General features: G+C 64.1%; 23 protein-coding genes. 12 read left to right on the forward strand and 11 right to left on the reverse strand.

The window, feature by feature from the left end:
• Positions 1-120: 120 nt before the first annotated feature.
• The 3 genes from FJV43_RS22275 to FJV43_RS22285 form a co-directional block, all read right to left on the reverse strand.
• Complete coding sequence (locus tag FJV43_RS22275) at positions 121-588, reverse strand: YbaK/EbsC family protein (protein WP_239621014.1); 468 nt, start codon at positions 586-588, stop codon at positions 121-123.
• Between the two features lie 40 nt (positions 589-628).
• The gene (locus tag FJV43_RS22280; protein ID WP_239621030.1) at positions 629-1,360 is read right to left on the reverse strand and encodes a haloacid dehalogenase type II; all 732 of its coding nucleotides are present in this window, start codon (positions 1,358-1,360) and stop codon (positions 629-631) included.
• An 81-nt stretch (positions 1,361-1,441) separates the two neighbouring features.
• The gene (locus FJV43_RS22285) at positions 1,442-1,801 is read right to left on the reverse strand and encodes a helix-turn-helix domain-containing protein (protein ID WP_239629550.1); all 360 of its coding nucleotides are present in this window, start codon (positions 1,799-1,801) and stop codon (positions 1,442-1,444) included.
• A gap of 160 nt (positions 1,802-1,961) precedes the next feature.
• Here FJV43_RS22285 and FJV43_RS22290 point away from each other — a divergent pair, with 160 nt between their 5' ends.
• Positions 1,962-2,696, forward strand: a complete 735-nt coding sequence (locus FJV43_RS22290; protein ID WP_239621032.1) for an SDR family oxidoreductase — start codon at positions 1,962-1,964, stop codon at positions 2,694-2,696.
• A gap of 381 nt (positions 2,697-3,077) precedes the next feature.
• On the opposite strand, the gene FJV43_RS22295 is transcribed toward FJV43_RS22290, so the two are convergent.
• Positions 3,078-3,962 carry an amidohydrolase family protein gene (locus tag FJV43_RS22295; RefSeq protein ID WP_239621034.1) on the reverse strand — a complete coding sequence of 295 codons (885 nt, stop codon included), beginning with the start codon at positions 3,960-3,962 and terminating at the stop codon, positions 3,078-3,080.
• Between the two features lie 305 nt (positions 3,963-4,267).
• On the opposite strand from FJV43_RS22295, the gene ykgO reads away from it, so the two are divergent.
• The 3 genes from ykgO (at position 4,268) to FJV43_RS22310 (ending at position 5,577) form a co-directional block, all read left to right on the forward strand.
• A complete protein-coding gene (gene ykgO, locus FJV43_RS22300; protein ID WP_006611362.1) occupies positions 4,268-4,393 on the forward strand; it encodes a type B 50S ribosomal protein L36 in 126 nt (41 codons plus the stop codon).
• 106 nt (positions 4,394-4,499) lie between these two features.
• A complete protein-coding gene (locus FJV43_RS22305; protein ID WP_239621036.1) occupies positions 4,500-5,132 on the forward strand; it encodes a tetratricopeptide repeat protein in 633 nt (210 codons plus the stop codon).
• Between the two features lie 184 nt (positions 5,133-5,316).
• Positions 5,317-5,577, forward strand: a complete 261-nt coding sequence (locus FJV43_RS22310; protein ID WP_239621038.1) for a hypothetical protein — start codon at positions 5,317-5,319, stop codon at positions 5,575-5,577.
• Positions 5,578-5,584: 7 nt separating this feature from the next.
• On the opposite strand, the gene FJV43_RS22315 is transcribed toward FJV43_RS22310, so the two are convergent.
• A complete protein-coding gene (locus tag FJV43_RS22315; protein WP_061879013.1) occupies positions 5,585-5,767 on the reverse strand; it encodes a hypothetical protein in 183 nt (60 codons plus the stop codon).
• A 329-nt stretch (positions 5,768-6,096) separates the two neighbouring features.
• Here FJV43_RS22315 and FJV43_RS22320 point away from each other — a divergent pair, with 329 nt between their 5' ends.
• The gene (locus tag FJV43_RS22320; protein ID WP_239621040.1) at positions 6,097-7,053 is read left to right on the forward strand and encodes an alpha/beta hydrolase; all 957 of its coding nucleotides are present in this window, start codon (positions 6,097-6,099) and stop codon (positions 7,051-7,053) included.
• A 74-nt stretch (positions 7,054-7,127) separates the two neighbouring features.
• Here FJV43_RS22320 and cycA read toward each other — a convergent pair whose 3' ends face one another.
• Positions 7,128-7,523, reverse strand: coding sequence for a cytochrome c-550 CycA (cycA, locus tag FJV43_RS22325; RefSeq protein ID WP_028182288.1), 396 nt, complete (start codon positions 7,521-7,523; stop codon positions 7,128-7,130).
• Positions 7,524-7,784: 261 nt separating this feature from the next.
• Here cycA and FJV43_RS22330 point away from each other — a divergent pair, with 261 nt between their 5' ends.
• On the forward strand, positions 7,785-9,278 hold the full coding sequence (locus FJV43_RS22330; protein ID WP_239621041.1) for an FAD-linked oxidase C-terminal domain-containing protein: 1,494 nt from the start codon (positions 7,785-7,787) through the stop codon (positions 9,276-9,278).
• 59 nt (positions 9,279-9,337) lie between these two features.
• On the opposite strand, the gene FJV43_RS22335 is transcribed toward FJV43_RS22330, so the two are convergent.
• Entirely contained in the window at positions 9,338-9,673 is a 336-nt protein-coding gene (locus FJV43_RS22335; protein ID WP_239621043.1) for a putative quinol monooxygenase, read from the reverse strand.
• A gap of 222 nt (positions 9,674-9,895) precedes the next feature.
• On the opposite strand from FJV43_RS22335, the gene FJV43_RS22340 reads away from it, so the two are divergent.
• The 4 genes from FJV43_RS22340 to FJV43_RS22355 all read left to right on the forward strand — a co-directional run bounded on the left by FJV43_RS22340 (position 9,896) and on the right by FJV43_RS22355 (position 14,347).
• Entirely contained in the window at positions 9,896-11,134 is a 1,239-nt protein-coding gene (locus FJV43_RS22340) for an FAD-binding protein (protein WP_239621044.1), read from the forward strand.
• Positions 11,131-12,453, forward strand: coding sequence for a glycolate oxidase subunit GlcF (gene glcF, locus FJV43_RS22345; protein ID WP_239621045.1), 1,323 nt, complete (start codon positions 11,131-11,133; stop codon positions 12,451-12,453). Before FJV43_RS22340 ends, glcF begins: the two co-directional genes overlap by 4 nt.
• A gap of 86 nt (positions 12,454-12,539) precedes the next feature.
• Positions 12,540-12,914 (forward strand): histone, encoded by a 375-nt coding sequence (locus FJV43_RS22350; protein ID WP_239621046.1) that lies wholly within the window; start codon positions 12,540-12,542, stop codon positions 12,912-12,914.
• A 401-nt stretch (positions 12,915-13,315) separates the two neighbouring features.
• Entirely contained in the window at positions 13,316-14,347 is a 1,032-nt protein-coding gene (locus FJV43_RS22355) for a TorF family putative porin (RefSeq protein WP_239621053.1), read from the forward strand.
• Between the two features lie 217 nt (positions 14,348-14,564).
• On the opposite strand, the gene FJV43_RS22360 is transcribed toward FJV43_RS22355, so the two are convergent.
• A complete protein-coding gene (locus FJV43_RS22360; RefSeq protein WP_239621055.1) occupies positions 14,565-16,322 on the reverse strand; it encodes an ABC transporter ATP-binding protein/permease in 1,758 nt (585 codons plus the stop codon).
• Positions 16,323-16,633: 311 nt separating this feature from the next.
• Here FJV43_RS22360 and FJV43_RS22365 point away from each other — a divergent pair, with 311 nt between their 5' ends.
• Both FJV43_RS22365 and FJV43_RS22370 read left to right on the forward strand, forming a co-directional pair.
• Positions 16,634-18,298: an L-lactate permease gene (locus tag FJV43_RS22365; protein ID WP_239621057.1), complete on the forward strand. Its 1,665-nt coding sequence runs from the start codon at positions 16,634-16,636 to the stop codon at positions 18,296-18,298.
• A 133-nt stretch (positions 18,299-18,431) separates the two neighbouring features.
• Positions 18,432-18,830, forward strand: coding sequence for an META domain-containing protein (locus FJV43_RS22370; protein WP_239621059.1), 399 nt, complete (start codon positions 18,432-18,434; stop codon positions 18,828-18,830).
• A 183-nt stretch (positions 18,831-19,013) separates the two neighbouring features.
• Here FJV43_RS22370 and FJV43_RS22375 read toward each other — a convergent pair whose 3' ends face one another.
• The 3 genes from FJV43_RS22375 to FJV43_RS22385 all read right to left on the reverse strand — a co-directional run bounded on the left by FJV43_RS22375 (position 19,014) and on the right by FJV43_RS22385 (position 22,514).
• Positions 19,014-20,225 (reverse strand): hypothetical protein, encoded by a 1,212-nt coding sequence (locus FJV43_RS22375; RefSeq protein ID WP_239621061.1) that lies wholly within the window; start codon positions 20,223-20,225, stop codon positions 19,014-19,016.
• 197 nt (positions 20,226-20,422) lie between these two features.
• Positions 20,423-22,054 carry a chaperonin GroEL gene (gene groL, locus FJV43_RS22380; RefSeq protein ID WP_028179556.1) on the reverse strand — a complete coding sequence of 544 codons (1,632 nt, stop codon included), beginning with the start codon at positions 22,052-22,054 and terminating at the stop codon, positions 20,423-20,425.
• A 163-nt stretch (positions 22,055-22,217) separates the two neighbouring features.
• On the reverse strand, positions 22,218-22,514 hold the full coding sequence (locus FJV43_RS22385) for a co-chaperone GroES (protein ID WP_025033779.1): 297 nt from the start codon (positions 22,512-22,514) through the stop codon (positions 22,218-22,220).
• Positions 22,515-22,590 lie beyond the last annotated feature (76 nt).

Genomic DNA, 22,590 nt, shown 5'->3' on the forward strand with positions numbered 1-22,590 from the left:
AGCGGAATGGCTTCAGGTTGAATCGATCGCCGCGGGCCGTTCACCTCTCCCGCAAGGGGAGAGGAGTGCACCTCCGTCGTTGTAGCAATCAAGCTTCGTCCGATCGCGCTTTAGCTCGCCCTAGGGTCGGTGTTCGCAGACGTCGACCCATTCAGCCGCAGTCAGCTCGGCCATCCGCTCGGGCGTGATGCGCACGGCGCTGTGGGTCGAGCCCGCCGCTGGCACCACCACGTCGAACGCCTTCAGCGAGACGTCGCAATAGATCGGCAGCGGCGATTTCAGACCGAAGGGACAGACGCCGCCAACCTCGTGCCCGGTGATCTCGGCGACTTCCTCCAGACCCAGCATCTTCGGCTTGCCGCCGAACTGCGCCTTCACCTTCTTGTTGTCCATGCGTGAAGTGCCGGCGGCGACGATCAGGATCACGCGCTCGCCGATCCGCAACGACAGCGTCTTGGCGATCCGTCCCGGCTCGACACCATAGGCCTCGGCCGCCAGCGCCACGGTCGCGGAGCTGATTGGGGATTCGATGACGGAGATATCGGGGGCTTTTTCGGCGAAGAAGGCGCGAACGGATTCCAGGCTCATTCCGGGCAGCTCATTCCAATCTCACGGGCGGGCGGCGACCCTAAGCGATTGTCGGTAGCTCGGAGAGCGAGCGGACGCGGTAGTCCGGCGCAAAGCCAAGCTCGTCCATCTGGGTACGGATCGCCTTGAACATGGTGAGCGGTGCCACGAGTTCGTTTTCGACGCAAGCCAGCGCCATGGCTTCGGGCGTGACGCGTTCGATCCAGGCAACGTTCAATCCGAAGGATTTCGCACCAGCCACGTCCCAGGGATTGGAGGAGACGAACAGAACCTCGTTCGGCGCGGTGCCAAGGACCTCGCCGATCAGCTCATAGGCGTCCGGGCTCGGCTTGAAGATCTTCTTCGCGTCGACGCTGATGGTGGCATCGAGCAGGGCATCGAGGCCCGAATTGCGCACGAGCGCATTGAGCATGTCCGGGCTGCCGTTGGAAAGGATGGCGAGCTTGCGCGGCTTCAGCGCCGTGAGCGCTGCTGTCGCGTCCGGATAGAGATCGAGCTGCAGGTATTTCTCGATCACACGCTCGAACACGTCGTTCTCGTAAGCGAGGCCCAGCATTCGGAGCGTGTAGGCGAGCGAGTCGCGGGTGACGGCGGCAAAATCCTGGTAGCGCCGCATCAGCGAGCGCAGCCAGGTGTATTCGAGCTGCTTGATGCGCCAGACCTGCGTGATGATCTCGCCATAGCCCGGAAACGCATCCTCGGTGATGTCGGCGACCGATTGGATGTCGTACAGCGTTCCGTAGGCGTCGAATACGACGGCTTTCATGCTCAATTGGCCGTCCTCCGGGATCGTTGCGCGCGCAGGGGACTATACCCGGCGCTGCGATATCGATCCAAGGTCCGGCCGATCAGTTTACCGTGCCTTGGTGTTCCAGCTCGCCCGCTCGGCGAAGACCCGGCTGACCTCCGCCATATGCTCCGTGCCCCAGGAGCACAGCGGTACGAGGGCCTGGGCCAGACTGCGGCCCAGGGGCGTGAGGCTGTAGTCCACACGCGGCGGCACCTCCTTGTAGTCGGTCCGCTTGATCAGACCGTCGGCCTCCAGCTCCTTGAGCTGTTGGATCAGCACCTTGTCGCTGACGTCGCGCACGGCTCGCCGGAGCTCGCCGTAGCGGGTCGGTCCGTCCTGGGCGAGGAAATACAGGATCAGCGGTTTCCATTTGCCCGAGATGACCCGCAAGGTCGCATCCAAGCCGCAAGTGAAGCCGGGCAGATTCGGAGTGCAACGCTGGACGTCTGCTTGAGCCTGCGCCGGCGGGGAGAGGAGGTCTGAACGATCTGACGACATTTTTTGGGTACTTACCAAAAGGTGCATACTTGTCGATAGGTGGGTACGCCGCCAGCTCAGTGCAACCCTAGTGAAGGAGCACATCATGAGCAGACTACAAGGCAAGACGGCGGTGGTGACAGGCGGCGGAACCGGCATCGGGCTCGGAGCCGCCAAGCGGTTCGTTGATGAGGGCGCGTTCGTCTATATCTTCGGGCGGCGGCAGGAGCCGCTCGACGCCGCCCTCGCGCAGCTGGGGTCCTCGGCGCGCGCCGTAAGAGGCTCGGTCACGGATCTGTCCGACCTCGACCGGCTATACGCGACAGTCAAAGCCGAACGTGGCGGGCTCGACATCCTGTTCGCCAATGCCGGGACCGGACTGTTTGCGCCGCTCGGCGAGATCACGCCCGAGCACTACGATCACATCTTCGACGTCAATGTGAAGGGGCTGGTGTTCACGGTGCAGAAGGCCCTGCCGCTGATGCGAAAGGGATCGTCGATCATCCTGACCGGTTCGAGCACGGGCGTGATGGGCACGCCGCAATTCAGCATCTACAGTGCGACCAAGGCGGCGATCCGCAACCTTGCGCGCAGCTGGGCGCTGGACCTGCGCGGCACCGGCATCCGCGTCAATGTGCTGTCGCCGGGGCCGACCAAGACGGAGCTGGCGCTCGAGATCGTGGGCGAGGAAGCATTTGACGCGCTCGGCAGCTCGACCCCCATCGGGCGCGTGGGCGACCCGAGCGAGACCGGGGCCGTGGCCGCATTCCTGGCGTCCTCGGACAGCAGCTTCATGACCGGCGGTGAGGTCTTCGTCGATGGAGGCCTTGCGCAGGTCTGACATCTTGCGCGCTTCGATCGCATGATCGAACGCCGCAACAATGGAGGTATGCTCCCTCCCCCGCTTGCGGGCAGGGCTATCGCATTTGAATTTTGCAGAGGTCGTCATGCCCGGGCTTGTCCCGGGCATCCACGTTCTTGTGCCGCGTGGAAAGGCGTGGATGGCCGGGACAAGCCCGGCCACGACGCTGTGGAGACAGCCGGTGCCCATAGCGACATCTCATATGCGATAGCCCTGCGCTTGCGGGGGAGGGTGTCACCACGGCGGGACGATCCCCTGGAGGAAAGAACCCTCCTCCGCGCCTTCGGCGCGACCTCCCCCGCAAGCGGGGGAGGTGCACTGAGCCCGCGGCCGCTTGATTCAACTTAAGCCCACTCCGCCTTAGATCCCCAACAGCCTGCGCGCGTTCGCCTTCAAGACCTTCGGCCGGATCTCGTCGCGGATCTCGATCTTGGCGAAGTCGGACAGCCAGCGGTCCGGCGTGATCACCGGCCAGTCCGAGCCGAACAGCATCTTGTCCTGCAGAATCGAGTTGATGTAGCGCACCAGGATCGGCGGAAAGTATTTCGGCGACCAGCCCGAGAGGTCGATATAGACGTTCGGCTTGTGGGTCGCGACCGACAGCGCCTCCTCCTGCCAGGGGAAGGAGGGATGGGCGAGGATGATCTTGAGGTCGGGGAAATCGGCCGCGACGTCGTCCATGTACATCGGGTTGGAATATTTCAGCCGCATGCCCATGCCGCCGGGCATGCCGGAGCCGACGCCGGTCTGGCCGGTGTGGAACAGCGCGATCGCGCCGCCATTGTTGATCTCTTCGTAGAGCGGATAGGCCATGCGGTCGTTGGCGTAGAAGCCCTGCATGGTCGGGTGGAATTTGAAGCCGCGCACGCCGTATTCCTCGATCAGCTTGCGCGCCTCGCGGGCGCCGAGCTTGCCCTTGTGCGGGTCGATCGAGACGAAGGGGATGAGGACGTCGAGATGCTCGGAGGCGACCTCCAGCATCTCGTAATTGTTGTAGCGGCGGAAGCCCGTCTCGCGCTCGGCATCGACAGGGAAGATCACCGCGGCGATGTTCTTGGAGCGGTAATAGGCCGCGGTCTCCGGCACGGTCGGTGGATGCTTGTTCGGCGACTTGAAGTACTCGGCCATCTGCGCCTGGAAATCATCATAGCCATCGTCTGGGTGGCAGCCGCAGGGCTCCTCGGCATGAGTGTGGATGTCGATGGCGACGACATCGTCAATGTTCGGCAGCTTCAGCTTCGGCATTGGTTTCCTCCCGACCGGTTGCCAAATTGATTATATGATATAACGAATTTGGCAAGACATTGCGGGAGCTTGTCGGTCGGGTAGATCGGGCCGATCCGGCCGCTTCTACTGTGCATGGGGTTGTTTTCGCGAATTTGGTGGCCCGAACCGGGGCAGTGAACATTGACATCACCTCCCGCCATGCCTTAAGAACCGCCCCGTCCCGGGCGGTCGGTCCGCCAGCGGGAAAAATCTCATTTTGCCACATTCGCGCGTGCCGAAACGGTAGTGCCGAACACGGCCTTTCGAACGTTCAGGATTCTGCCATGAAGGTCCGTAACTCGCTGAAATCGCTGCGCGGTCGCCATCGCGCCAACCGCCTGGTCCGCCGCAAGGGCCGGGTTTATGTGATCAACAAGGTGCAGCGCCGTTTCAAGGCGCGGCAGGGCTGATCTCGCCCGGCCGGACGCCTTCGCGCGCCCCGCAAGACCACGGCTCACACGAGTTTGACGCCGCCTTTGCTTTGCAAGGGCGGCTTTGCGCGTTTAGACTTTCACCATGGCAGTGAGATTCCCTTTCGCCCGCACCCTATGCCTGGCCCTTGCGCTTGCAGCCGCCGGTCTGGCTCCAGCCGTGGCGCAGCAGGTTGAGCCGCCCGGCAAGCAGAAGAAGCTACCCGAAGCGCCGGCCAAGCTGCCCAAGGTCGATCGCGGCAAGAATCTCGATTTCCTGTTCGGCGCGCTGAAGGCCGCTCCCGACGAGGCCAGCGCCAAGCATGTCGAGGCGAGGATCTGGGCGATCTGGCTCCAGACCCCGAGCGACACCGCCGCGCTTCTGATGTCACGCGCCAAGACCGCGGTCGATGCGAAGAAGATCGATGTCGCGATCAAGCTGCTGGATTCGGTCATCAAGCTCAGGCCCGATTACATCGAGGCCTGGAATCGGCGGGCGACGCTCTATTACATGCAGAACGACTATGGCCGCTCTCTCGCGGATATCCAGCAAGTGCTGGTCCGGGAGCCGCGCCATTTCGGCGCGCTCGCCGGCCTCGGCATGATCATGCAGGAGGTCGGCGACGAGAAGCGCGCGCTGGACGCTTACCGCAAGGCGCTCGCCGTCAATCCACACCTCGAAAAGATCCCCGATCAGGTCAAGGCACTGACCGAGAAGGTCGAAGGTCGCGACATCTAGGGCACGATCCGTAGAGGGGGTGCAGCGGTTTTCCGAAGAAGATCGTGCTCAAGACAATCGGGACAAGTTGATCAACTGCCGAGCGGTCGCGGCGTGTCCGGATTAACCACGATCCGAAGCGGGCCGTCGCGAGGGCTATTGCGGGACCTGCTGCAGGCCTACCTGCAGGGCAGGGAGCACAGCCATGAAGCGTTTGGGAGTCGCAGCCATATTGCTGCTCGCGTCGGGGGCGGTGAGCTTTGCCGACGGATTGTTCTGGGTGGTCGGCAACCGCGCCACTGGAAAATGCAATATCGTGACCAGCAATCCCGTGATCATCGGCGATATCTGGTTCGGCGACGGTCCCTACAAGTCCAGGGCCGATGCCAGGCTTGCCCGTTCGACGATCCGCGTCTGTCCCCCGGTCACGCCCGAGGAGGAGAAAGAGGAAGACGGTACGGACTAGCCTGCGCTCAATGCAGGACGCTGCTGCCGCGCTCGACGAGGCCGCGGGCGGCGGCTGCGGCGTAAGCCTTTGCGAGCTCGGTCTCGAGATGCTCGTTGATCAGGAGCAGAGCCCGCACGGCACCGCGCAAGTCACCATTGCAGCTCGCGACAATTTCGTCGATTGCAGTGTCGTTCGATCTGAAGCTCATTGAAAATTCTCCGGTCAAACCAGGACAAATCCTGCCGGTCTTTCCCGCATCGCCCGAGGCTGCGAGGAGGATCGGCACCTACCCGCGCCTAGATGGCGGAACCGACCATGGCGATTATATGGAAGCGGCGATGACGGCTGCATGAAGCTGGTCCGGGGCTTGCGTGCTCTCCTGGAATATCGTTGATATTATTGAGTTTTCTCGTTCCGCAATTATGCACATATCCACAGCCCCGGGATTTTCAGTGGAAGCGCGGAAAGCCGGCGGCGAAACTGCCGTGCGATCAGACCCGTAGCTGCCCTGTGCCCAGGATCACTCGGAATTTCTCCATGATCGTGATGTCAGTCGTGACGGCGCTGGTCCTGCTGGCACTGGTCACGCAGGCGGGAATCGTCGCCGTGCAACGCGCCTTTCCGCCTCAGGGCCGGATGGTCGAGGTCGACGGCGCGAGGCTTCACGTCGTCGATATCGGTCCCCGCGATTCGGGTCTTCCGATCGTGATGCTGCACGGCGCGAGCTCCAATCTTGAAGCGATGCGGCGGCCGCTCGGCGACATCCTCGCCGGGGACCGCCGCGTGATTCTGATCGATCGTCCCGGCCATGGCTGGAGCACGCGCGGGCGGCGGCAAGATTCGACGCCGCAAATCCAGGCGCGGATGATCGATGAGGCGCTTCATAGGCTCGGGATCGATCGCGCGGTTTTCGTGGTGCATTCCTGGAGCGGCGCCCTCGGCGCGCGGATCGCGCTCGATCATCCGCAGCGCGTTGCCGGTCTCATCATGCTCGCGCCCGTCACTCATCCCTGGCGCGGCGGTGTCGGCCGCTACAACGAGATCATCGCAACGCCCGTGATCGGCCCGCTGCTCGCCTACACGATCACGCTGCCGCTGGGCTATGTCCTCGCTGAATCCGGCGCACGCAACGTCTTCCTGCCGCAAACCATGCCGGATGGCTTCGTCAAGGACTCCGCGACGCCGCTATTGCTGCGTCCACGCGAGTTCATCGCCAATGCCTATGATCTGGTGACTCTGAAAGAGTCGGTCGCCGCGCAAGTCGCGCGCTATGGCGAGATAAGGGCGCCGGTCACGATCGTCGCCGGTGAGCCCGACAAGACGGTGAAAACCAGCATCCACGCGCGCCCGTTCGCCGCAGCGGTGCCCAATGCGAAGCTGATCGTGCTGCCCGACCTCGGCCACATGGTGCAGAACGCCGTGCCGGATCTCGTGAAGGCGGAGATCGAGACGATGATCGGCAGGATCGTCCCGGCGCAGGCGGCCGCCGACTAAGGCGCTCTCGAGCTAAGTGGATATCAGTTCGCGTGAAGAAAACGCGTCAGCTCTGGCGGCCGCCTTTTGCGCGCCTACTGCTTGATTTTCCCGTCCTTGTCGTATTGGGCGAGGAACGCCCAGAGATTGTTGATCTCGGTCTCGTTCTTGATGCCGGCGAACGCCATCTTGGTGCCGGGAATCTTGGCCTTGGGGTCCTTGATATATTCCTTGAACGTGGCCTCATCCCAGGTGATGCCGGAATTCTTGTTCGCGTCCGAATAATTGTAGTCCGGCGCGGTTCCCGACTTGCGGCCGTTGAGGCCGTTGAGTTCGGGGCCGACCTTGTTCTTGGCGCCTTCGCCGATCGCGTGGCAGGCCAGGCATTTGTTGAACGACGTCTTGCCGGCCGCGACATCCTGCGCCATCGCGGCGGGTGCGGTGGCAATCACGGTGAGGATCGTCAGTGCGCCAAAAGTCAGTTTTGTCATCGGGTGCTCTTCGTCTCTTCCCTGGTGGGTCTGGTCAGTCTCTTGCCTGATCGACAATCGCCGGCCCGCCGCTTTTGGCAGGCCTGCTCGGCTTGGACAAGCCATCAAACCATGACAGGTTTCACGATTTCCTACTTGTCCCAGAGCGAACTCGCGGAACATCATCGATCCGACTTTCGGATGGCCTACCCAAACAGGCGCGGACGTGATTGATTTGCCGCGATAAATTTGATCGTGGGCTATGAGCCGGAAGGATATGTCATGACCATCATGATGCCTGCGAGCGACCAGGCGGTGCTCGCGCGCCGCGCGGACATCATTGCTGCGTTGCGCGCAATCGTCCCCGGTGAGGGCGTGATCGACAGCGCAGCCGAGATGCGGGCGTATGAATCCGACGGGCTGACCGCCTACCGCCAGCCGCCGATGGTCGTGGTGCTGCCCGATACGACCGAGCAGGTCTCGCTCGTCCTGAAATATTGTGCTGCGCAAGGCATCAAGGTGGTGCCGCGCGGCTCCGGCACTTCGCTGTCCGGCGGCGCGCTGCCGCTCGAAGACGGCGTGCTGCTGGGGCTCGGCAAGTTCAAGCGCATTCGCGAGATCGATTTCGACAACCGCGTCGTCGTCACCGAGCCCGGCGTCACCAACCTTGCGATCAGCCAGGCGGTCGCGCATGCCGGCTTCTATTACGCGCCCGATCCGTCCTCGCAGATCGCCTGCTCGATCGGCGGCAATGTCGCCGAGAATTCCGGCGGCGTTCATTGCCTGAAATACGGCATGACCACCAACAACGTGCTCGGTTGCGAGATCGTGCTGATGAGCGGCGAAATATTGCGCATCGGCGGCAAGTCTGCGGAGAACGCGGGCTACGATCTGATGGGCGTCATCACCGGGTCGGAAGGCCTGCTCGGTGTCATCACCGAGATCACGGTGCGCATCCTGCAGAAGCCGGAGACGGCGCGCGCGCTGATGGTCGGCTTTGCAGAGGTCGAGGCGGCCGGCGAATGCGTCGCGCGCATCATCGGTGCCGGCATCATTCCGGGCGGCATGGAGATGATGGACAAGCCGGCGATCCACGCCGCCGAGGCCTTCGTCCATGCCGGCTATCCGCTCGACGTCGAGGCGCTTCTCATCATCGAGCTCGACGGTCCAAAAATCGAGGTCGACGAGCTGATCACGCGCGTCGAGACGATCGCCAATGCCTGCGGCTCGACCACGTGCCAGATCTCGACCTCGGAGGCCGAGCGCAACCTGTTCTGGGCCGGCCGCAAGGCCGCGTTTCCTGCCGTCGGCCGCATCTCGCCGGACTATCTCTGCATGGACGGCACCATCCCGCGCGGCGCGCTGCCGAAGGCGCTGGCGCGCATCCGCGAGCTCTCGGAAAAATACCAGCTCGGCTGCGCCAACGTGTTCCACGCCGGCGACGGCAACCTGCATCCGCTGATCCTCTACGATGCCAACAAGCCCGGCGAGATCGAGCGCGCCGAAGCCTTCGGCGCCGACATCCTGCGCGCCTGCGTCGAGTTCGGCGGCGTGCTCACCGGCGAGCACGGCGTCGGCATCGAGAAGCGCGACCTGATGCCGGAGATGTTTTCCGAGATCGACCTCAACCAGCAGCAGCGGCTGAAATGCGCCTTCGATGCGCAGGGCCTGCTCAATCCCGGAAAGGTGTTTCCGACCCTGCACCGCTGCGCCGAGCTCGGCCGCATGCATGTGCATGCGGGCAAGGTGGCGTTTCCGGACATCCCGCGGTTCTGACGGCCGTGCTGACGTTGCACCCTCTCCCCTTGTGAAGGGGAGAAGGAAGAAAGCGACCCTCACAGCAGCCCGTATTGAGCCCGTTCGCGTTTTGCCAGCAGCGGCAGCGCTTCGCCGGCGATCCAGGTCTTGAAATGGGCGCTCTCCTGGTGCGCCTTGAATGCCGCCTCGTCGCGGAACAGTTCGTAGAACAGGAACTGGGCCGGATTGTCCTTGGCGCGCGAGATCAGGAACAGCTTGACGCCGTCCTCGCGCTGCGCCTCCGGCAGGAAGCGGTCGAGGATCGCGGCGACCTTGTCGGCCTCGTCCGGCCTTGCCTCCCATTGCGCGACGACGAGCAGGCCGCCGCCGTCGACGGCCTCGCTGAGGGATTTCTGCGTGGCATAGTGATTCATGATGTCTGTCTCCATCGGTTGGCCTCGAGCGCGATCGGTGCAGACTTGTAGCGATAGCCTGGCGGCTTTGGTTCGCCGGTGATCGAAGTGTCGGTGTCGTGAATGCTTCGATGGAGATTGAATCGCGGCTGGGCCCGTGGTGGATCCCGATCGCGGCGGCAATGGTCGCCGGCGTCACCCTGCATTTGATTTTGGCGGCGAATTTCGCTACCGCCTTTGCCCGTGGATACGCTCAAGGTCAGAGACGCCAAAGACGTTGAAGAGGTGGTGCGCGCGGCGATTGCCAATGAGCAGCCGCTCGAGATCATCGGCCATGGCTCCAAGCGCAGCATCGGCCACGCCATGGCGACCAACGCCGTGCTCGACGTCTCCGCGCTGAATGCCGTAACCTCCTACGAGCCCAACGAGCTGATCGTCACGCTCCAGGCCGGGGCGCCGCTCGCCGACGTGCTGTCGCTGATCGATGCCAAGAACCAGCAATTCGCCTTCGAGCCGATGAACACCGCCCCGCTGCTGGGCACCCCCGCGCTCGGGACGATCGGCGGGATGATCGCGGCCGGGCTCGCCGGTCCGCGGCGCATCCGGGCAGGCGGAGCGCGTGATCATCTGTTGGGGGCGCACGCCGTCTCGGGCTTTGGCGACAGCTTCAAGACCGGCGGCAAGGTGGTGAAGAACGTCACCGGCTACGACCTCTGCAAGCTGCTCGCCGGTTCCTGGGGCACGCTGTCGGTGATGACGGAGGTCACGCTCAAGGTAATGCCGAAGCCGGAAGCCGAGCGGACGCTGCTGCTGCACGGGCTCGAAGATGCCGCCGCCAACAAGGCCATGACCGCGGCGCTGGGCTCGCCCTTCGACGTGTCCGGAGCCGCGCATCTGCCGCAATCGGCATTCCGGGCCAGGACCGAAGGGATTGGCGACGTCGCAGGCCAGGGGGAGGCGCTGACCGCGCTGCGGGTCGAGGGCATCACCGCCTCCGCCGCGCACCGCGCCGGATCGCTACGCGAATTGCTGGCGTCGTTCGGAACCGCGACGCTGGTCGAGGATGGGGCATCTGCGGCGCTATGGGCCGCGATCCGCGATGTGCTGCCGTTTGCGGCAAGCGGCGCGCTCGGCGCCTGGCCGGTGTGGCGGATCGTCTGTCCGCCGGCCTCGGGCGCGGCACTCGGCACCCAATTGGCACGCGAGACGGGGGGCGATGTGATCTACGACTGGGGCGGCGGGCTGATCTGGGCGGCAGTGCCACCGAAGCCGGACGCGCATGCCCCGGCCGTGCGCGAGCGCACGAACGCGGTCGGTGGGCACGCCACGCTGATCCGGGCGGCCGAGGATGTCAGGCGCGCGATCGACGTGTTCCAGCCGCAGGCGCCCGGGATCGCCGCGCTCAGCGAGCGGGTGCGTGCCAGCTTCGATCCGAAGGCCATTCTCAACCGGGGACGGCTGACGCGGGGAGCTGCGTCATGAAGACCGAATTCTCGCTCGCGCAACTCGCCGACCCCGATATCGCGGAAGCCGACAAGATCCTGCGTGCCTGCGTCCATTGCGGCTTCTGCACCGCAACCTGTCCGACCTATGTGCTGCTCGGCGACGAGCTCGATAGCCCGCGCGGCCGCATCTACCTGATCAAGGAGATGCTGGAGAAGGACCAGGCGCCGACGGCCGAGGTGGTCAAGCATATCGACCGCTGCCTGTCGTGCCTTGCCTGCATGACGACCTGCCCCTCGGGCGTGAACTACATGCACCTCGTCGACCAGGCCCGGGTTCGGATCGAGCAGCGTTATCAGCGGCCGCTGGCCGAGCGGCTGCTGCGCCAGGTGCTGGCCTTCGTCCTGCCGGACCCGCAGCGCTTCCGCATCAGCATGTGGCTGGCGCGGCTGGCGCGTCCGCTGAGCGTCCTGTTGCCGACGCCCCGGCCTTCGGCGACGCCCGGATTGGTCCAGCGCATCAAGGCGATGCTGGCGCTGGCACCGAACCAATTGCCGCCGGCCGGGCCCGCCGCGGGCAGCGTATTCGCGGCGCTCGGCAAGAAGCGCGGGCGTGTGGCGCTCCTCCAGGGCTGCGCCCAGCAGGTGCTGGCGCCGCGCATCAACCAGGCCGCCATCAGCCTCCTCACCCGCCACGGCATCGAGGTGGTCCTGGTCCGGGACGAGCAGTGCTGCGGTGCGCTGACCCATCACCTTGGCAACGACCGGGATGCGCTGGCGCGAGCTCGCGCCAACGTCGCGGCGTGGCGCAAGGAAGCGGCCGGCGAGAGGCTCGACGCCATCCTGGTGACGACCTCCGGCTGCGGCACGGTCATCAAGGACTATGGCTATCTCCTGCGCGAGGACTCCGCGTTCGCGGCCGATGCGGCGAAGGTGTCGGCGCTCGCCAAGGACATCACCGAATACGTCGCCGGCCTCGAACTCGCGACAACTGCGAGACAGGACGACATCGTCGTCGCCTATCACTCCGCGTGTTCGTTGCAGCACGGGCAGAAAATCACGGGCCTTCCGAAAGAATTGCTTTCCAAGAATGGATTCGTGGTGAAAGATGTGCCCGAGAGCCATTTGTGTTGCGGCTCGGCGGGGACCTACAACATTCTCCAGCCCGAGCTTGCGGGCCGGTTGCGCGACCGCAAGGTCGCCAACATCGCAAGCGTCAAGCCGGACATGATTGCCGCGGGCAATATCGGCTGCATGGTGCAGATTGCCAGTGGCACGTCAGTTCCGGTCGTACACACGATTGAGCTTCTCGATTGGGCTACGGGCGGGTCGCGGCCGACATCGAATGCACAAGCTTGAGCTTTCAGGGGCTCGAGCTTTCGTCCGAAGGTGACGGCAGAACGACGCCCGATCGACCATTGTTCGGCGGCAACAGGAGGACCACGATGGCGAAAGCGAAGAAGAAGAAAAGCAAGAAGGCCAAGAAAGCGAAGAAGGCCGTAGCAGCGAGGAAGACCGCAAGGAAGTCGGCCAAGAAGTCCGCAAAGAAGTCTGCCAAGAAGACTGCAAAGAAAGCTGCGAAGAAGTCTGCCAGGAAGGCAGCCCCGAAGAAAGCCGCCAAGAAGGCTGCGGCGAAGTCGGCCAAGAAGGCCGCACCCAAGAAGGCCGCGAAGAAAGCGGCACCGAAGAAGGCGAAGGCAGCTCCTGCTCCGAAACCGTCGGCACCGGTGGAAGCTCCGGCTCCCGAGCCTGCCTCCGAGACAAGCTGGGCGATGCCTTCGTCTTCTGCGGAACCCGCGCCGGCCGAGGGACAGGGGTAAGCCCGGCCGCTCCCTGGCTCTTGAAGCGATCTGCAATCAGGAAGGCCGCGGCGCCGGGCGCTGCGGCCTTTTTGCATCGTCGCAAGCTGATTCAGTCTCAGCTTTGCCGCGCCTGTCTGATTCGTGGCCTGGGCGTCACCCCAGCCGAAGACCCCCGGACTTACACGGGCCTCCTGTGCACTTTGGAATGAGAAAAATGTGATCGGGAAGCCACACAGGCGAACAACCTTTCGTGAAATGGTCAAAACGCCTAAAAAGTCGGCAGATGCCCGCGCTTTTTGCTTCACGGTTCCTATCCGCCGATCCAGATTGTCGCAGTGATGTAATTTGCAATCAGGTCGAGCACCCCGGGGGGCTTCCGGGATCCGACTGGGGTCTAAGAATTGGTGATGGGGATCGAAATGAAAAAAGCGGTTTTGTTGGCAACGGCGCTGGCAATGGTCACGGGCTCGGCTTTCGCGGCAGACTTGCGAGTGAAGGCGCTGAAGGCCCCGCCGCCCCCGGCCTTCGATCCGTGGGATGTCGCTTTCGGCGCCGGCATCATGAGCGATTACATCTTCCGCGGTATTACCCAGTCGAACCACAACCCGTCGGTGACGGCCTATTTCGAGCCGCGCTACAACGTCAACAAGGACCTCCAGCTCTATATCGGTACGGCCGCCGCGAGCATCTCGTTCCCGAACCGCGCCGCGGCAGAAGTCGACATCTACGGCGGTATCCGCCCGACTTTCGGCATGTTCGCCTTCGATTTCGGTGTCTGGGGCTACCTCTATCCGGGCGGAAGCTGCTTCGGCTCGCAGGGCACCCTCGCGCAGGGCAATTGCGGTACCGACCTGGATAATTCCCAGGGCGCGATCGGCCTTCCGATCAACGGCAACTTTGCCAAGAAGGACGCAAGCTTCTTCGAAGCCTATGCCAAGCTGAACGTCGCCATCAACGACCAGTGGACGGTCGGCTTCAACGAGTACTATTCGCCGAACTTCCTGAACCTCGGCGCCTGGGGCAACTACGCCTCGGTCACGGCCAAGTGGACTGCGCCGAGCACGACCTTCGGCGCCAGTGGCGTCGGCATGTATGTGTCGGGTGAGTTCGGCCGCCAGTGGCTCGGCACATCCGACATCTTCTATGGCATCGCAGGCGATCCGGTCTACGCGAACGGCATCAAGGAGCCGAGCTACAACACCTGGAACGTCGGTGTCGGCTTCACCTACAAGGTGCTCACGCTCGATCTGCGCTACTATGACACCGATCTGTCGAAGGGTGACTGCAACGCCTTCACCAGTGACTTCTCCGCCACCAACTCGAGCCCCGGCTTCGTCACCCCGATCAACGGTGGTGCGAACGCAGCCACGGCTTTCGGCTCCAACTGGTGTAGCGCTGCTGGCGTCGCCAAGCTCTCTGTCGACCTGACGGCGATGACCAATCTGAAGTAAGTTTCTTCCGGAGACGACTTCACCAAGTCATTCGGCAAGGGCGGCAGAGCGATCTGCCGCCCTTTGCTTTTGGGCTCGGGTCTCTCCACAAGCGCCATACCCGGGCTTGACCCGCGCCGTCCACGTCTTCGGCACTGTCGCGCAATGAGCTCATGGATGGCCGGGACAAGCCCGGCCATGGCGACGCAGAAAGCGGCGGTAACAGGCCGCTCGCGCGTTAACGCGCCGCGCTCGGCTCCGCTGCCGCCCGTTCGCCGCCGAGGACGTGGATCGCACCGTCCTTCACCAGCGCGACCTTGCGCGTGTGGAAGGCGTCGAGCGTCGAGCGGTGGCCGATCGAGACGATGGTGGCCTGCGGCAGCTTCTCCGTCAGCAGGCGGTAAAGCCGGGCCTCGGAGGGTTCGTCCAGCGACGCCGTGGCCTCGTCCAGGAACAGATAGTCCGGTACATGCAACAGCGCGCGCGCAAGCCCCAGGCGCTGCTGCTCGCCGAGCGACAGCATCCGGTTCCAGTGGCCGTCCTCCTCCAGCCGCTCGGCAAGGTCGGGCAACCCGACGGCGATCAGAGCGTCGCGGACTTGCGCGGCGTCAAACGCGCCGGGCGATGCCGGATAGACAACGGCATCGCGCAACATGCCGACCGGAAAATAGGGCCGCTGCGGCAGCATCATCAGCTTTGCCTTCTCGGGGATGACAACCGTGCCGGTACCGAACGGCCAAATGCCGGCGATGGCCCGGAACAGCGTGGACTTGCCGGAGCCCGAAGGTCCGGTCACCAACACGCGCTCCGACGTCTCGATGGTGAAGGCCTTGGCGGCAACCAGCGGCGTGCCGTTGGGCAGGTTCACGCAGAGCTGCTCGAGGTCGATATGGCGGCCGCCGCCGGCGACCTCCAGCGTAATGGCAGGCTCATGTGCCGGCAGGTTCGCGGCTGAATCGACGGACATCTCGAAGCCATCGAGGCGCGCAACGATCGAGCGCCACTCCGCCAGTGACCGGTAAGCCGTGACGAAGAACGACAGCGCGCCCTGTACGCTGGAGAAGGCGGATGCGGTCTGCATCATGTCGCCGAGCTGAATCTTCTTGGCGAAGAAGGCCGGCGCCACCAGCACGTACGGAAAGATCACTGCGGCCTGCTGATAGCTGGCCGTGAACGCGGTGAGGCGTTTGGTCCGGCTCATGATGGCGTACCAGTTGGCGATTACGAAGCCGAAGCGATCGAGCAGGCGGGCCCGTTCGGCGCCTTCACCCCTGAGCAGCGCGATCTGCTCGGAATTCTCGCGGACGCGGACGAGATTGAAGCGGAAGTCGGCCTCGTAGCGCTGCTGCTCGAAATTGAGGTTGACCAGCGGCGCACCGATCCAGTGCGTCAGCGCGGTGCCGAAGATCGCGTAGATCAGCGCGCCCCAGCACAGATAGCCGGGGATCATGAGATCGGTGCCGAACAGGCGTAGCGGCGCGGCGTTGGATAGGCCCCAAAGGATGATGACGAATGAGAACAGCGTCACGATCGACGAGAGCAGGCCGAGCCCGATGGTCAGGGTCTGCTCGACGAAACTCTTGACGTCCTCGGTGATGCGCTGGTCCGGGTTATCGGCCGCATCGCCCTTGAGCTGCATGCGGTAGTGCGTGGCGCTCTGAAGCCATTCGCCAAGATAATGCCGGGTGAGCCATTGCCGCCAGCGAATCTGGAGCCACTGGTTCAGGTAAAGCTTGTAGACAGCCAGCGCGATATAGGTGAACGCGAGCGCGACGAAGATCCAGATCTCCCTGACGAAGGTGTCCCAGTCGCTGGTCTGGAGCGCGCTGTAGAACCGGTTCTGCCACTGGTTGACGAGCACGTCGATCGCGACCAGTGCCAGCTCCATCGCGACCACGGCGGCGAGCAGGCCGCGGCCGGCCCATTTGTCCTCCGATCGGAAATAAGGGATGGCGATTCGCCAGACGATCGCGAGCGTGGCGCTGATGTTCTTCACAGAGCAGGGTCTCCTCGGGAGATGTGCATAACAGCCCAGAGCCAAAGACTTGAGGCGATGGCAGAAACGGGCGCGCTTAGACTAAAGTCGCAAGATCTGCAATTTGCGTTGGATTGTCGCAGCTCGCAACCCTAGCATGGGCTTCGATGGCCCGGGGCAGGGTGCGTCTGGATTTCGCGAGCTTGTGAGCGGACGGGAACCGCCTGCATTCGCGAGGAATTGGCGTCCAGCTCGGGGTTTTCACTTTCAGCGTCAAGCAGGACGGCTCTCCACGCGGGCCGCCTGTCGCAACATGCGTGGGGAGAAAGTCCATGTGGAATCAAATCTATGATCCGCTCAACAGCCCGGTGCTGTCGACCATCGCGGCGGCGGTGCCCGTCGTCACGCTGCTGGTCCTGATCGCGAGCGGCCGCGTCCAGGCGCATATCGCGGCCGTTATCGCGGTGATCGTGACCAACCTGATCACGATCTTCGTCTTCACCATGCCCGCGAACATGTCGATCCGCGCCTCGGTGCTGGGCATCGTCACCGGGTTCTTCCCCATCGGCTGGATCGTCCTCAACGTCATCTTCCTCTACCAGGTGACGGTGAGCACCGGCCGCTTCGAATTGCTCAAGCGCGCCATCGGCGGGGTCACCGAGGACCGGCGGTTGCAATTGCTGCTGATCGCGTTCTCGTTCGGCGCGTTCTTCGAGGGCGCCTCCGGCTTCGGCACGCCGGTCGCGATCACCGGCGCCGTGCTGATCGGGCTCGGCTTCTCGCCGCTCGCAGCCTCCGGCCTGTCGCTGATCGCCAACACCGCCCCGGTCGCCTATGGCGCGCTGGGCACGCCGATCCAGGGCCTCGCCTCCGTCACCGGGCTCGATCCCTACATCCTGGGCGCGATGGTCGGCCGGCAATTGCCGTTCTTCTCGTTGATCGTGCCGTTCTGGGTGGTGTGGGCGTTCGCCGGATGGAAAGGCATGAAGGACGTCTGGCCGGCGATCCTCGTCACCGGCTTATCGTTTGCCGTCCCGCAATTCGTGATTTCGAACTACATCAATCCCTGGATCGTCGACATCGGCGCCTCACTGATCTCGATGGGTGCCCTGATCCTGTTCCTCAAGGTCTGGCAACCGAAGCAGCTCTGGCTCTCGCCGGCGCTGCGGGGCCACGATGAATCGGCCTCGACGATGGCGGCAGCAAAGCCGCTCGACAAGACGCCGCTGACGCAGACCGAGCTCTTCAATGCGCTTCTTCCCTGGATCATCGTCTGCATCGTGATGCTGATCTGGGGCAACGGCGCCTTCAAGGGCTGGGCAAACTCGATCTTCGTCTGGAACTATCCCGTGCCCGAGCTGCACCAGATGATCAACAAGATGCCGCCGGTCGCGCCAGGGCCGACGAAAGAGGCTGCGGTGTTCAGCTTCACATACCTGTCGTTCACCGGCACGGGCATGCTGATCGCGGCGATCATCTCCGGTGTCCTGATGGGCGTCGGTCCCGGCCGGCTCGTGGCCGAGTATGGCCGCACCATACGTCTGTGCGCGATCTCGCTGATCACGATCTCGGCCATGCTCGCGATCGGCACCTTGACGCGTCTGTCCGGCGTCGACGCAACGCTGGGTCTCGCCTTTGCCGCGACCGGTGTGTTGTATCCCTTCTTCGGCACGCTGCTCGGCTGGCTCGGCGTGGCGCTGACGGGATCGGATACGTCGTCCAATATCCTGTTCGGCAACCTCCAGAAGATCACCTCCGAGCAACTCGGCCTGTCGCCGATCCTGATGAGCGCGGCGAACTCCTCCGGCGGCGTGATGGGCAAGATGATCGACGCCCAGTCGATCGTGGTCGCCTCCACAGCGACCAACTGGTACGGGCATGAGGGCACCATCCTGCGCTTCGTATTCTGGCACTCGATCGTGCTGGCGTGCCTCGTCGGCGTGCTCGTGACGTTGCAGGCCTATGTCTGGCCGTTCACGGCGATGGTCCTGAAATAGTCGCCTGCGCCTCGCTTGAGACAAATCCCCGCGAGGTTCGCCCCCGCGGGGATTTTTTGCATCCGGGCGAACCTTCTCATTGGCATCGCCATCTTATAGAAGGTGCCGCAAATCGGGTCGGTCGAGAGGTCTCATGGTTTCGCTCAAGCGATTGGTGTGTGCGGCAGTTGCAATGCTCGCGATGTCCACGCTCGCGCGTGCCGAGGACGGTTTCCCGTTCGGCACCGAGATGACGCTGGAAGCATTGCCGCAAGCAGGCTCGAAGCGGATTCCGAACATCGAGATCGGCGACCATGGCGAAGTCGTGCTGGAGCTCTGGTGCAAGGGCGGCAAGGGCCAGTTCTCGGTTGCCGGCAACACCGTGATCTTCCTTCCCGGCCAGATCCAGGACCGTTCCTGTCCGCCGGCGAAGGCGCAGGCCGACGACGAACTCGTGGCCGCGCTCGGCAGCGTCGAAACCTGGAGGCGCCAGGGCGACGTGCTGACGCTGATTGGCCCCAAGCCGCTGCACTTTCGCGTCAACGGGAACTGAGGCACGCTCTCGTGTCCCGGACAAGGCGCGTCGCCTAAGCGATGCGACGCAGAGCCGGGACCCAGTTGTCTCTCCGCGATTCCGCTTGCGGCCTCTGGGCCCCGGCTCGCAGCGCTTCGCCATAGCGCGTCGAAGACGCGCGTCAACGCGCTTATGGCGTCCGGGGCATGATCGTTCGGCGTGCTATTTCCACTCCGATTTGTCGGCGTCCCAGCGCTGGCCCTTCAGCTCCTTGGCAAGCGCCTCGATCGAGCCGTTGTCGTCAGGCAGATCGCCTTCTTCGTCCAGGCTCGCGTCGTCGGACAGATTGAGCTTGGCACCGCTGCTCTCGTCGGCGGTCGTGGTCGCGGGGCTGCCGATCCAGAGCATGAGCTTGTCGGTGGTGCCTGGCTTGTCCGGCGACACGAGCCCTGCGACCTCGATCGTGTCGGTGAGATCGAGCGCCGGAAGATCCTGGTTCGGCCGCTTGAACACCAGCTTGAGCTTGCCGGTCGCGGGGTTGAAGTTCTGCGAGACCGGCTTTGCCGCGAGTGTCCTGCTCAGCACGCTCGCCACCGCAGTCGCGAGCTTGCCCTTGTTGATCTTGTCGCCCTCGCGCCAGTCCGCGGCGGGGAAGCGGATGGTGCGGTCCATCTCGGTCATGCCCGCGGTCCAGCCTGCGGCCGTGACGCCGGGCATCGCCTTGAATTTCGACAGCAGCGCGCCGGCGCGCTCGGGATCGACCGACATGTTGATGGTCTGCTCGCCTGCGCGCAGTGCGTCGCAGCCGACGGTGAGGCTGGCCAGCGTCACCTCGACCTCCTGGCCCTTCAGGCTCTTCAGGAAGTCGGTCGCCGCGTCGAGCTTGACCTTGACTGCGATCGCTTCCGGCGAGACGTCGGTGAAATCCTTCGGCTGCGGCGTGATGCCGTCGTCGGAGGTCTGGTTGTCCAGAAATTCCCTTTCGCTGAGATCGGAATTGTCGGGCGAGGTGACCTCGGTCACCGCCTGGCCGACCGCGATCTGGCCGCGGAACTCGAACGTGTCGCCGGACTGTTTGCGCGTCAGCTTGACGCTGACCGGCGACTTCTCACTGATGCTCTGCGTCGTTCCCGTCAGCGTCTGGCCGGCGACCTGGAGATTGACGACGAAGCGGTCCTTGCGGTCGGAGTTTTTCGCGATCGGGTAGCAGACGTCGAGCACCGCCGCGGTGACCGTCTTGCCCTGGCGCGTCTCCTTCAGGATCACGTCGGCATTGCCGTCCATCAGCCCGTCGATCGAGGTGAAATAGCGCGTCTCGATGCCGCCCGGCGCCGTCGCCTTCGGCGACAGCTTCATCTGGGCGGAGGCGAACTCGGGCGAGACGGCGAGCAGAGCCGCCAGAAGGGCAGTCGAACAAACCGGAAGCGCGCGCATCGACGAAGACCTCGGGCAACGGGCATGATCCGGAAAAGTGTGAAGCGGTTTTCCGAGAGGATCATGCCCAAACAGTTAGAATCGGCGCCACCGTAGTGGTTTTTGGCTGCCGGTTGAATTGGAAAGCGGAGAGGCAGGGTCGGCAAAAAAGAAGGCCGCCCGGAGGCGGCCTTCGCAATACTGCAATGGAACGGAGCCTAGAAGCCGCCCATGCCGCCGCCGGCCGGCATGGCCGGCGCAGCTTCCTTCTTCGGCAGCTCGGCGACCATGGCTTCGGTGGTCACCAGCAGGCCCGCCACGGAGGAGGCGTCCTGGAGCGCGGTGCGCACCACCTTGGCGGGATCGATGATGCCCTTCTCGACCATGTCGACATAGTCCTCGGTCTGGGCGTCGAAGCCGAAGGTCTCGGACTTGTTCTCCAGGATCTTGCCGACGACGATCGAGCCTTCCACGCCCGCGTTCTCGGAGATCTGGCGGATCGGGGCTTCCAGTGCCTTCAGCACGATGTTGATGCCGGCCTGGACGTCGTCATTGGCGTTGGTGAGACGGCCCACCGCCTTCTTGGCGCGGAGCAGCGCGACGCCGCCGCCGGGGACGATGCCTTCCTGCACCGCAGCGCGGGTGGCATTGAGCGCATCCTCGACGCGGTCCTTCTTCTCCTTGACCTCGATCTCGGTGGCGCCGCCGACGCGGATCACCGCGACGCCGCCGGCGAGCTTGGCGAGGCGCTCCTGGAGCTTCTCGCGGTCGTAGTCCGAGGTGGTCTCCTCGATCTGGGCCTTGATCTGGCCGACGCGCGCCTCGATGTCGGGTTTCTTGCCGGCGCCCTTGACGATCGTGGTGTTCTCCTTGTCGATCACCACCTTGCCCGCGCGTCCAAGCATCTTCACCGTGACGTTCTCGAGCTTGATGCCGAGTTCCTCGGAGATGAGCTGGCCGCCGGTGAGGATCGCGATGTCCTCCAGCATGGCCTTGCGCCGGTCACCGAAGCCCGGCGCCTTGACGGCCGCGACCTTGAGGCCGCCACGCAGGCGGTTGACGACCAGGGTCGCCAGCGCCTCGCCCTCGACGTCCTCGGCGATGATGACGAGCGGCTTGCCCGACTGCACCACGGCTTCCAGCACCGGCAGCATGGCCTGCAGGCCCGAGAGCTTCTTCTCGTGCAGGAGGATGTAGGCATCCTCGAGCTCGGCGGTCATCTTCTCGGCGTTGGTGACGAAGTAGGGGCTGAGATAGCCGCGGTCGAACTTCATGCCTTCGACGATGTCGACCTCGGTGTCGAGCGACTTGTTCTCCTCGACGGTGATAACGCCCTCGTTGCCGACCTTCTGCATCGCCTGGGCGATCATCTTGCCGATGGCGGCGTCACCGTTGGCCGAGATGGTGCCGACCTGGGCGACCTCGGAGGAGGCGGCGACCGGCTTGGCGCGCTTCTCGATGTCTTTGACCACGGCCGCAACCGCGGTGTCGATGCCGCGCTTGAGGTCCATCGGGTTCATGCCGGCGGCAACCGCCTTGGCGCCTTCGCGCACGATGGCCTGGGCCAGCACGGTCGCGGTGGTGGTGCCGTCGCCGGCGGTGTCGTTGGTCTTCGAGGCGACCTCGCGCAGCATCTGGGCGCCCATGTTCTCGAACTTGTCCTCGAGCTCGATCTCCTTGGCGACGGTGACGCCGTCCTTGGTGATGCGGGGCGCGCCGAACGACTTCTCGATGACGACGTTGCGGCCCTTCGGGCCGAGCGTCACCTTGACGGCGTTGGCGAGAATGTCGACGCCGCGCAGCATGCGGTCGCGCGCGTCTCCGGAAAACTTGACGTCTTTGGCAGCCATGTCTGCAATCCCTCGTGTTTCGTGATGTGTCTTGTTCGCGCTGTTTGCTGCCGCGCTCTCTCCGTCCTACCGGGCTTGTCCGGCCTGCACGGCCGTAGCCGCTTCGGCGGGGCAAGCCCGGGCATGTCGATGGAGCATTCAGCGGCCGTTCAGGCAGATGGCCTTAGGCCAGCACGCCCATGATGTCCGACTCCTTCATGATCAGGAGCTCTTCGTTGTCGATCTTGACCTCGGTGCCCGACCACTTGCCGAACAGCACGCGGTCGCCGACCTTGAGGTCGATCGGGATCAGCTTGCCGGTCTCATCGCGGCCGCCGGGCCCGACGGCGACGACCTCGCCCTGCGACGGCTTTTCCTTGGCGGTGTCGGGAATGATGATGCCGCCCTTGGTCTTTTCCTCGGCGTCGATACGTTTGACCACGACACGGTCATGCAGCGGACGAAATTTGGATTTAGCCATGACGTTTCCCTTTGGAGGCTCGCTTCGGAAGGAGTGGAAGTCGGTGGGGCGGCGCGACCGTCCACCCTCTCCCCGA

Origin of the sequence: Bradyrhizobium sp. I71, assembly GCF_022354745.1 — a bacterium.
In the GTDB taxonomy this organism is placed as follows: domain Bacteria; phylum Pseudomonadota; class Alphaproteobacteria; order Rhizobiales; family Xanthobacteraceae; genus Bradyrhizobium; species Bradyrhizobium liaoningense.

Bases quoted from the DNA above. Each gene is read 5' to 3' on its own strand.
- FJV43_RS22275 (WP_239621014.1), bottom strand. From the start codon at position 588: ATGAGCCTGGAATCCGTTCGCGCCTTCTTCGCCGAAAAAGCCCCCGAT.
- FJV43_RS22290 (WP_239621032.1), top strand. From the start codon at position 1,962: ATGAGCAGACTACAAGGCAAGACGGCGGTGGTGACAGGCGGCGGAACC.
- FJV43_RS22295 (WP_239621034.1), bottom strand. From the start codon at position 3,962: ATGCCGAAGCTGAAGCTGCCGAACATTGACGATGTCGTCGCCATCGAC.
- ykgO (WP_006611362.1), top strand. From the start codon at position 4,268: ATGAAGGTCCGTAACTCGCTGAAATCGCTGCGCGGTCGCCATCGCGCC.
- FJV43_RS22305 (WP_239621036.1), top strand. From the start codon at position 4,500: ATGGCAGTGAGATTCCCTTTCGCCCGCACCCTATGCCTGGCCCTTGCG.
- FJV43_RS22310 (WP_239621038.1), top strand. From the start codon at position 5,317: ATGAAGCGTTTGGGAGTCGCAGCCATATTGCTGCTCGCGTCGGGGGCG.
- FJV43_RS22315 (WP_061879013.1), bottom strand. From the start codon at position 5,767: ATGAGCTTCAGATCGAACGACACTGCAATCGACGAAATTGTCGCGAGC.
- FJV43_RS22320 (WP_239621040.1), top strand. From the start codon at position 6,097: ATGATCGTGATGTCAGTCGTGACGGCGCTGGTCCTGCTGGCACTGGTC.
- cycA (WP_028182288.1), bottom strand. From the start codon at position 7,523: ATGACAAAACTGACTTTTGGCGCACTGACGATCCTCACCGTGATTGCC.
- FJV43_RS22330 (WP_239621041.1), top strand. From the start codon at position 7,785: ATGACCATCATGATGCCTGCGAGCGACCAGGCGGTGCTCGCGCGCCGC.
- FJV43_RS22335 (WP_239621043.1), bottom strand. From the start codon at position 9,673: ATGAATCACTATGCCACGCAGAAATCCCTCAGCGAGGCCGTCGACGGC.
- glcF (WP_239621045.1), top strand. From the start codon at position 11,131: ATGAAGACCGAATTCTCGCTCGCGCAACTCGCCGACCCCGATATCGCG.
- FJV43_RS22350 (WP_239621046.1), top strand. From the start codon at position 12,540: ATGGCGAAAGCGAAGAAGAAGAAAAGCAAGAAGGCCAAGAAAGCGAAG.
- FJV43_RS22355 (WP_239621053.1), top strand. From the start codon at position 13,316: ATGAAAAAAGCGGTTTTGTTGGCAACGGCGCTGGCAATGGTCACGGGC.
- FJV43_RS22365 (WP_239621057.1), top strand. From the start codon at position 16,634: ATGTGGAATCAAATCTATGATCCGCTCAACAGCCCGGTGCTGTCGACC.
- FJV43_RS22370 (WP_239621059.1), top strand. From the start codon at position 18,432: ATGGTTTCGCTCAAGCGATTGGTGTGTGCGGCAGTTGCAATGCTCGCG.
- FJV43_RS22375 (WP_239621061.1), bottom strand. From the start codon at position 20,225: ATGCGCGCGCTTCCGGTTTGTTCGACTGCCCTTCTGGCGGCTCTGCTC.
- groL (WP_028179556.1), bottom strand. From the start codon at position 22,054: ATGGCTGCCAAAGACGTCAAGTTTTCCGGAGACGCGCGCGACCGCATG.
- FJV43_RS22385 (WP_025033779.1), bottom strand. From the start codon at position 22,514: ATGGCTAAATCCAAATTTCGTCCGCTGCATGACCGTGTCGTGGTCAAA.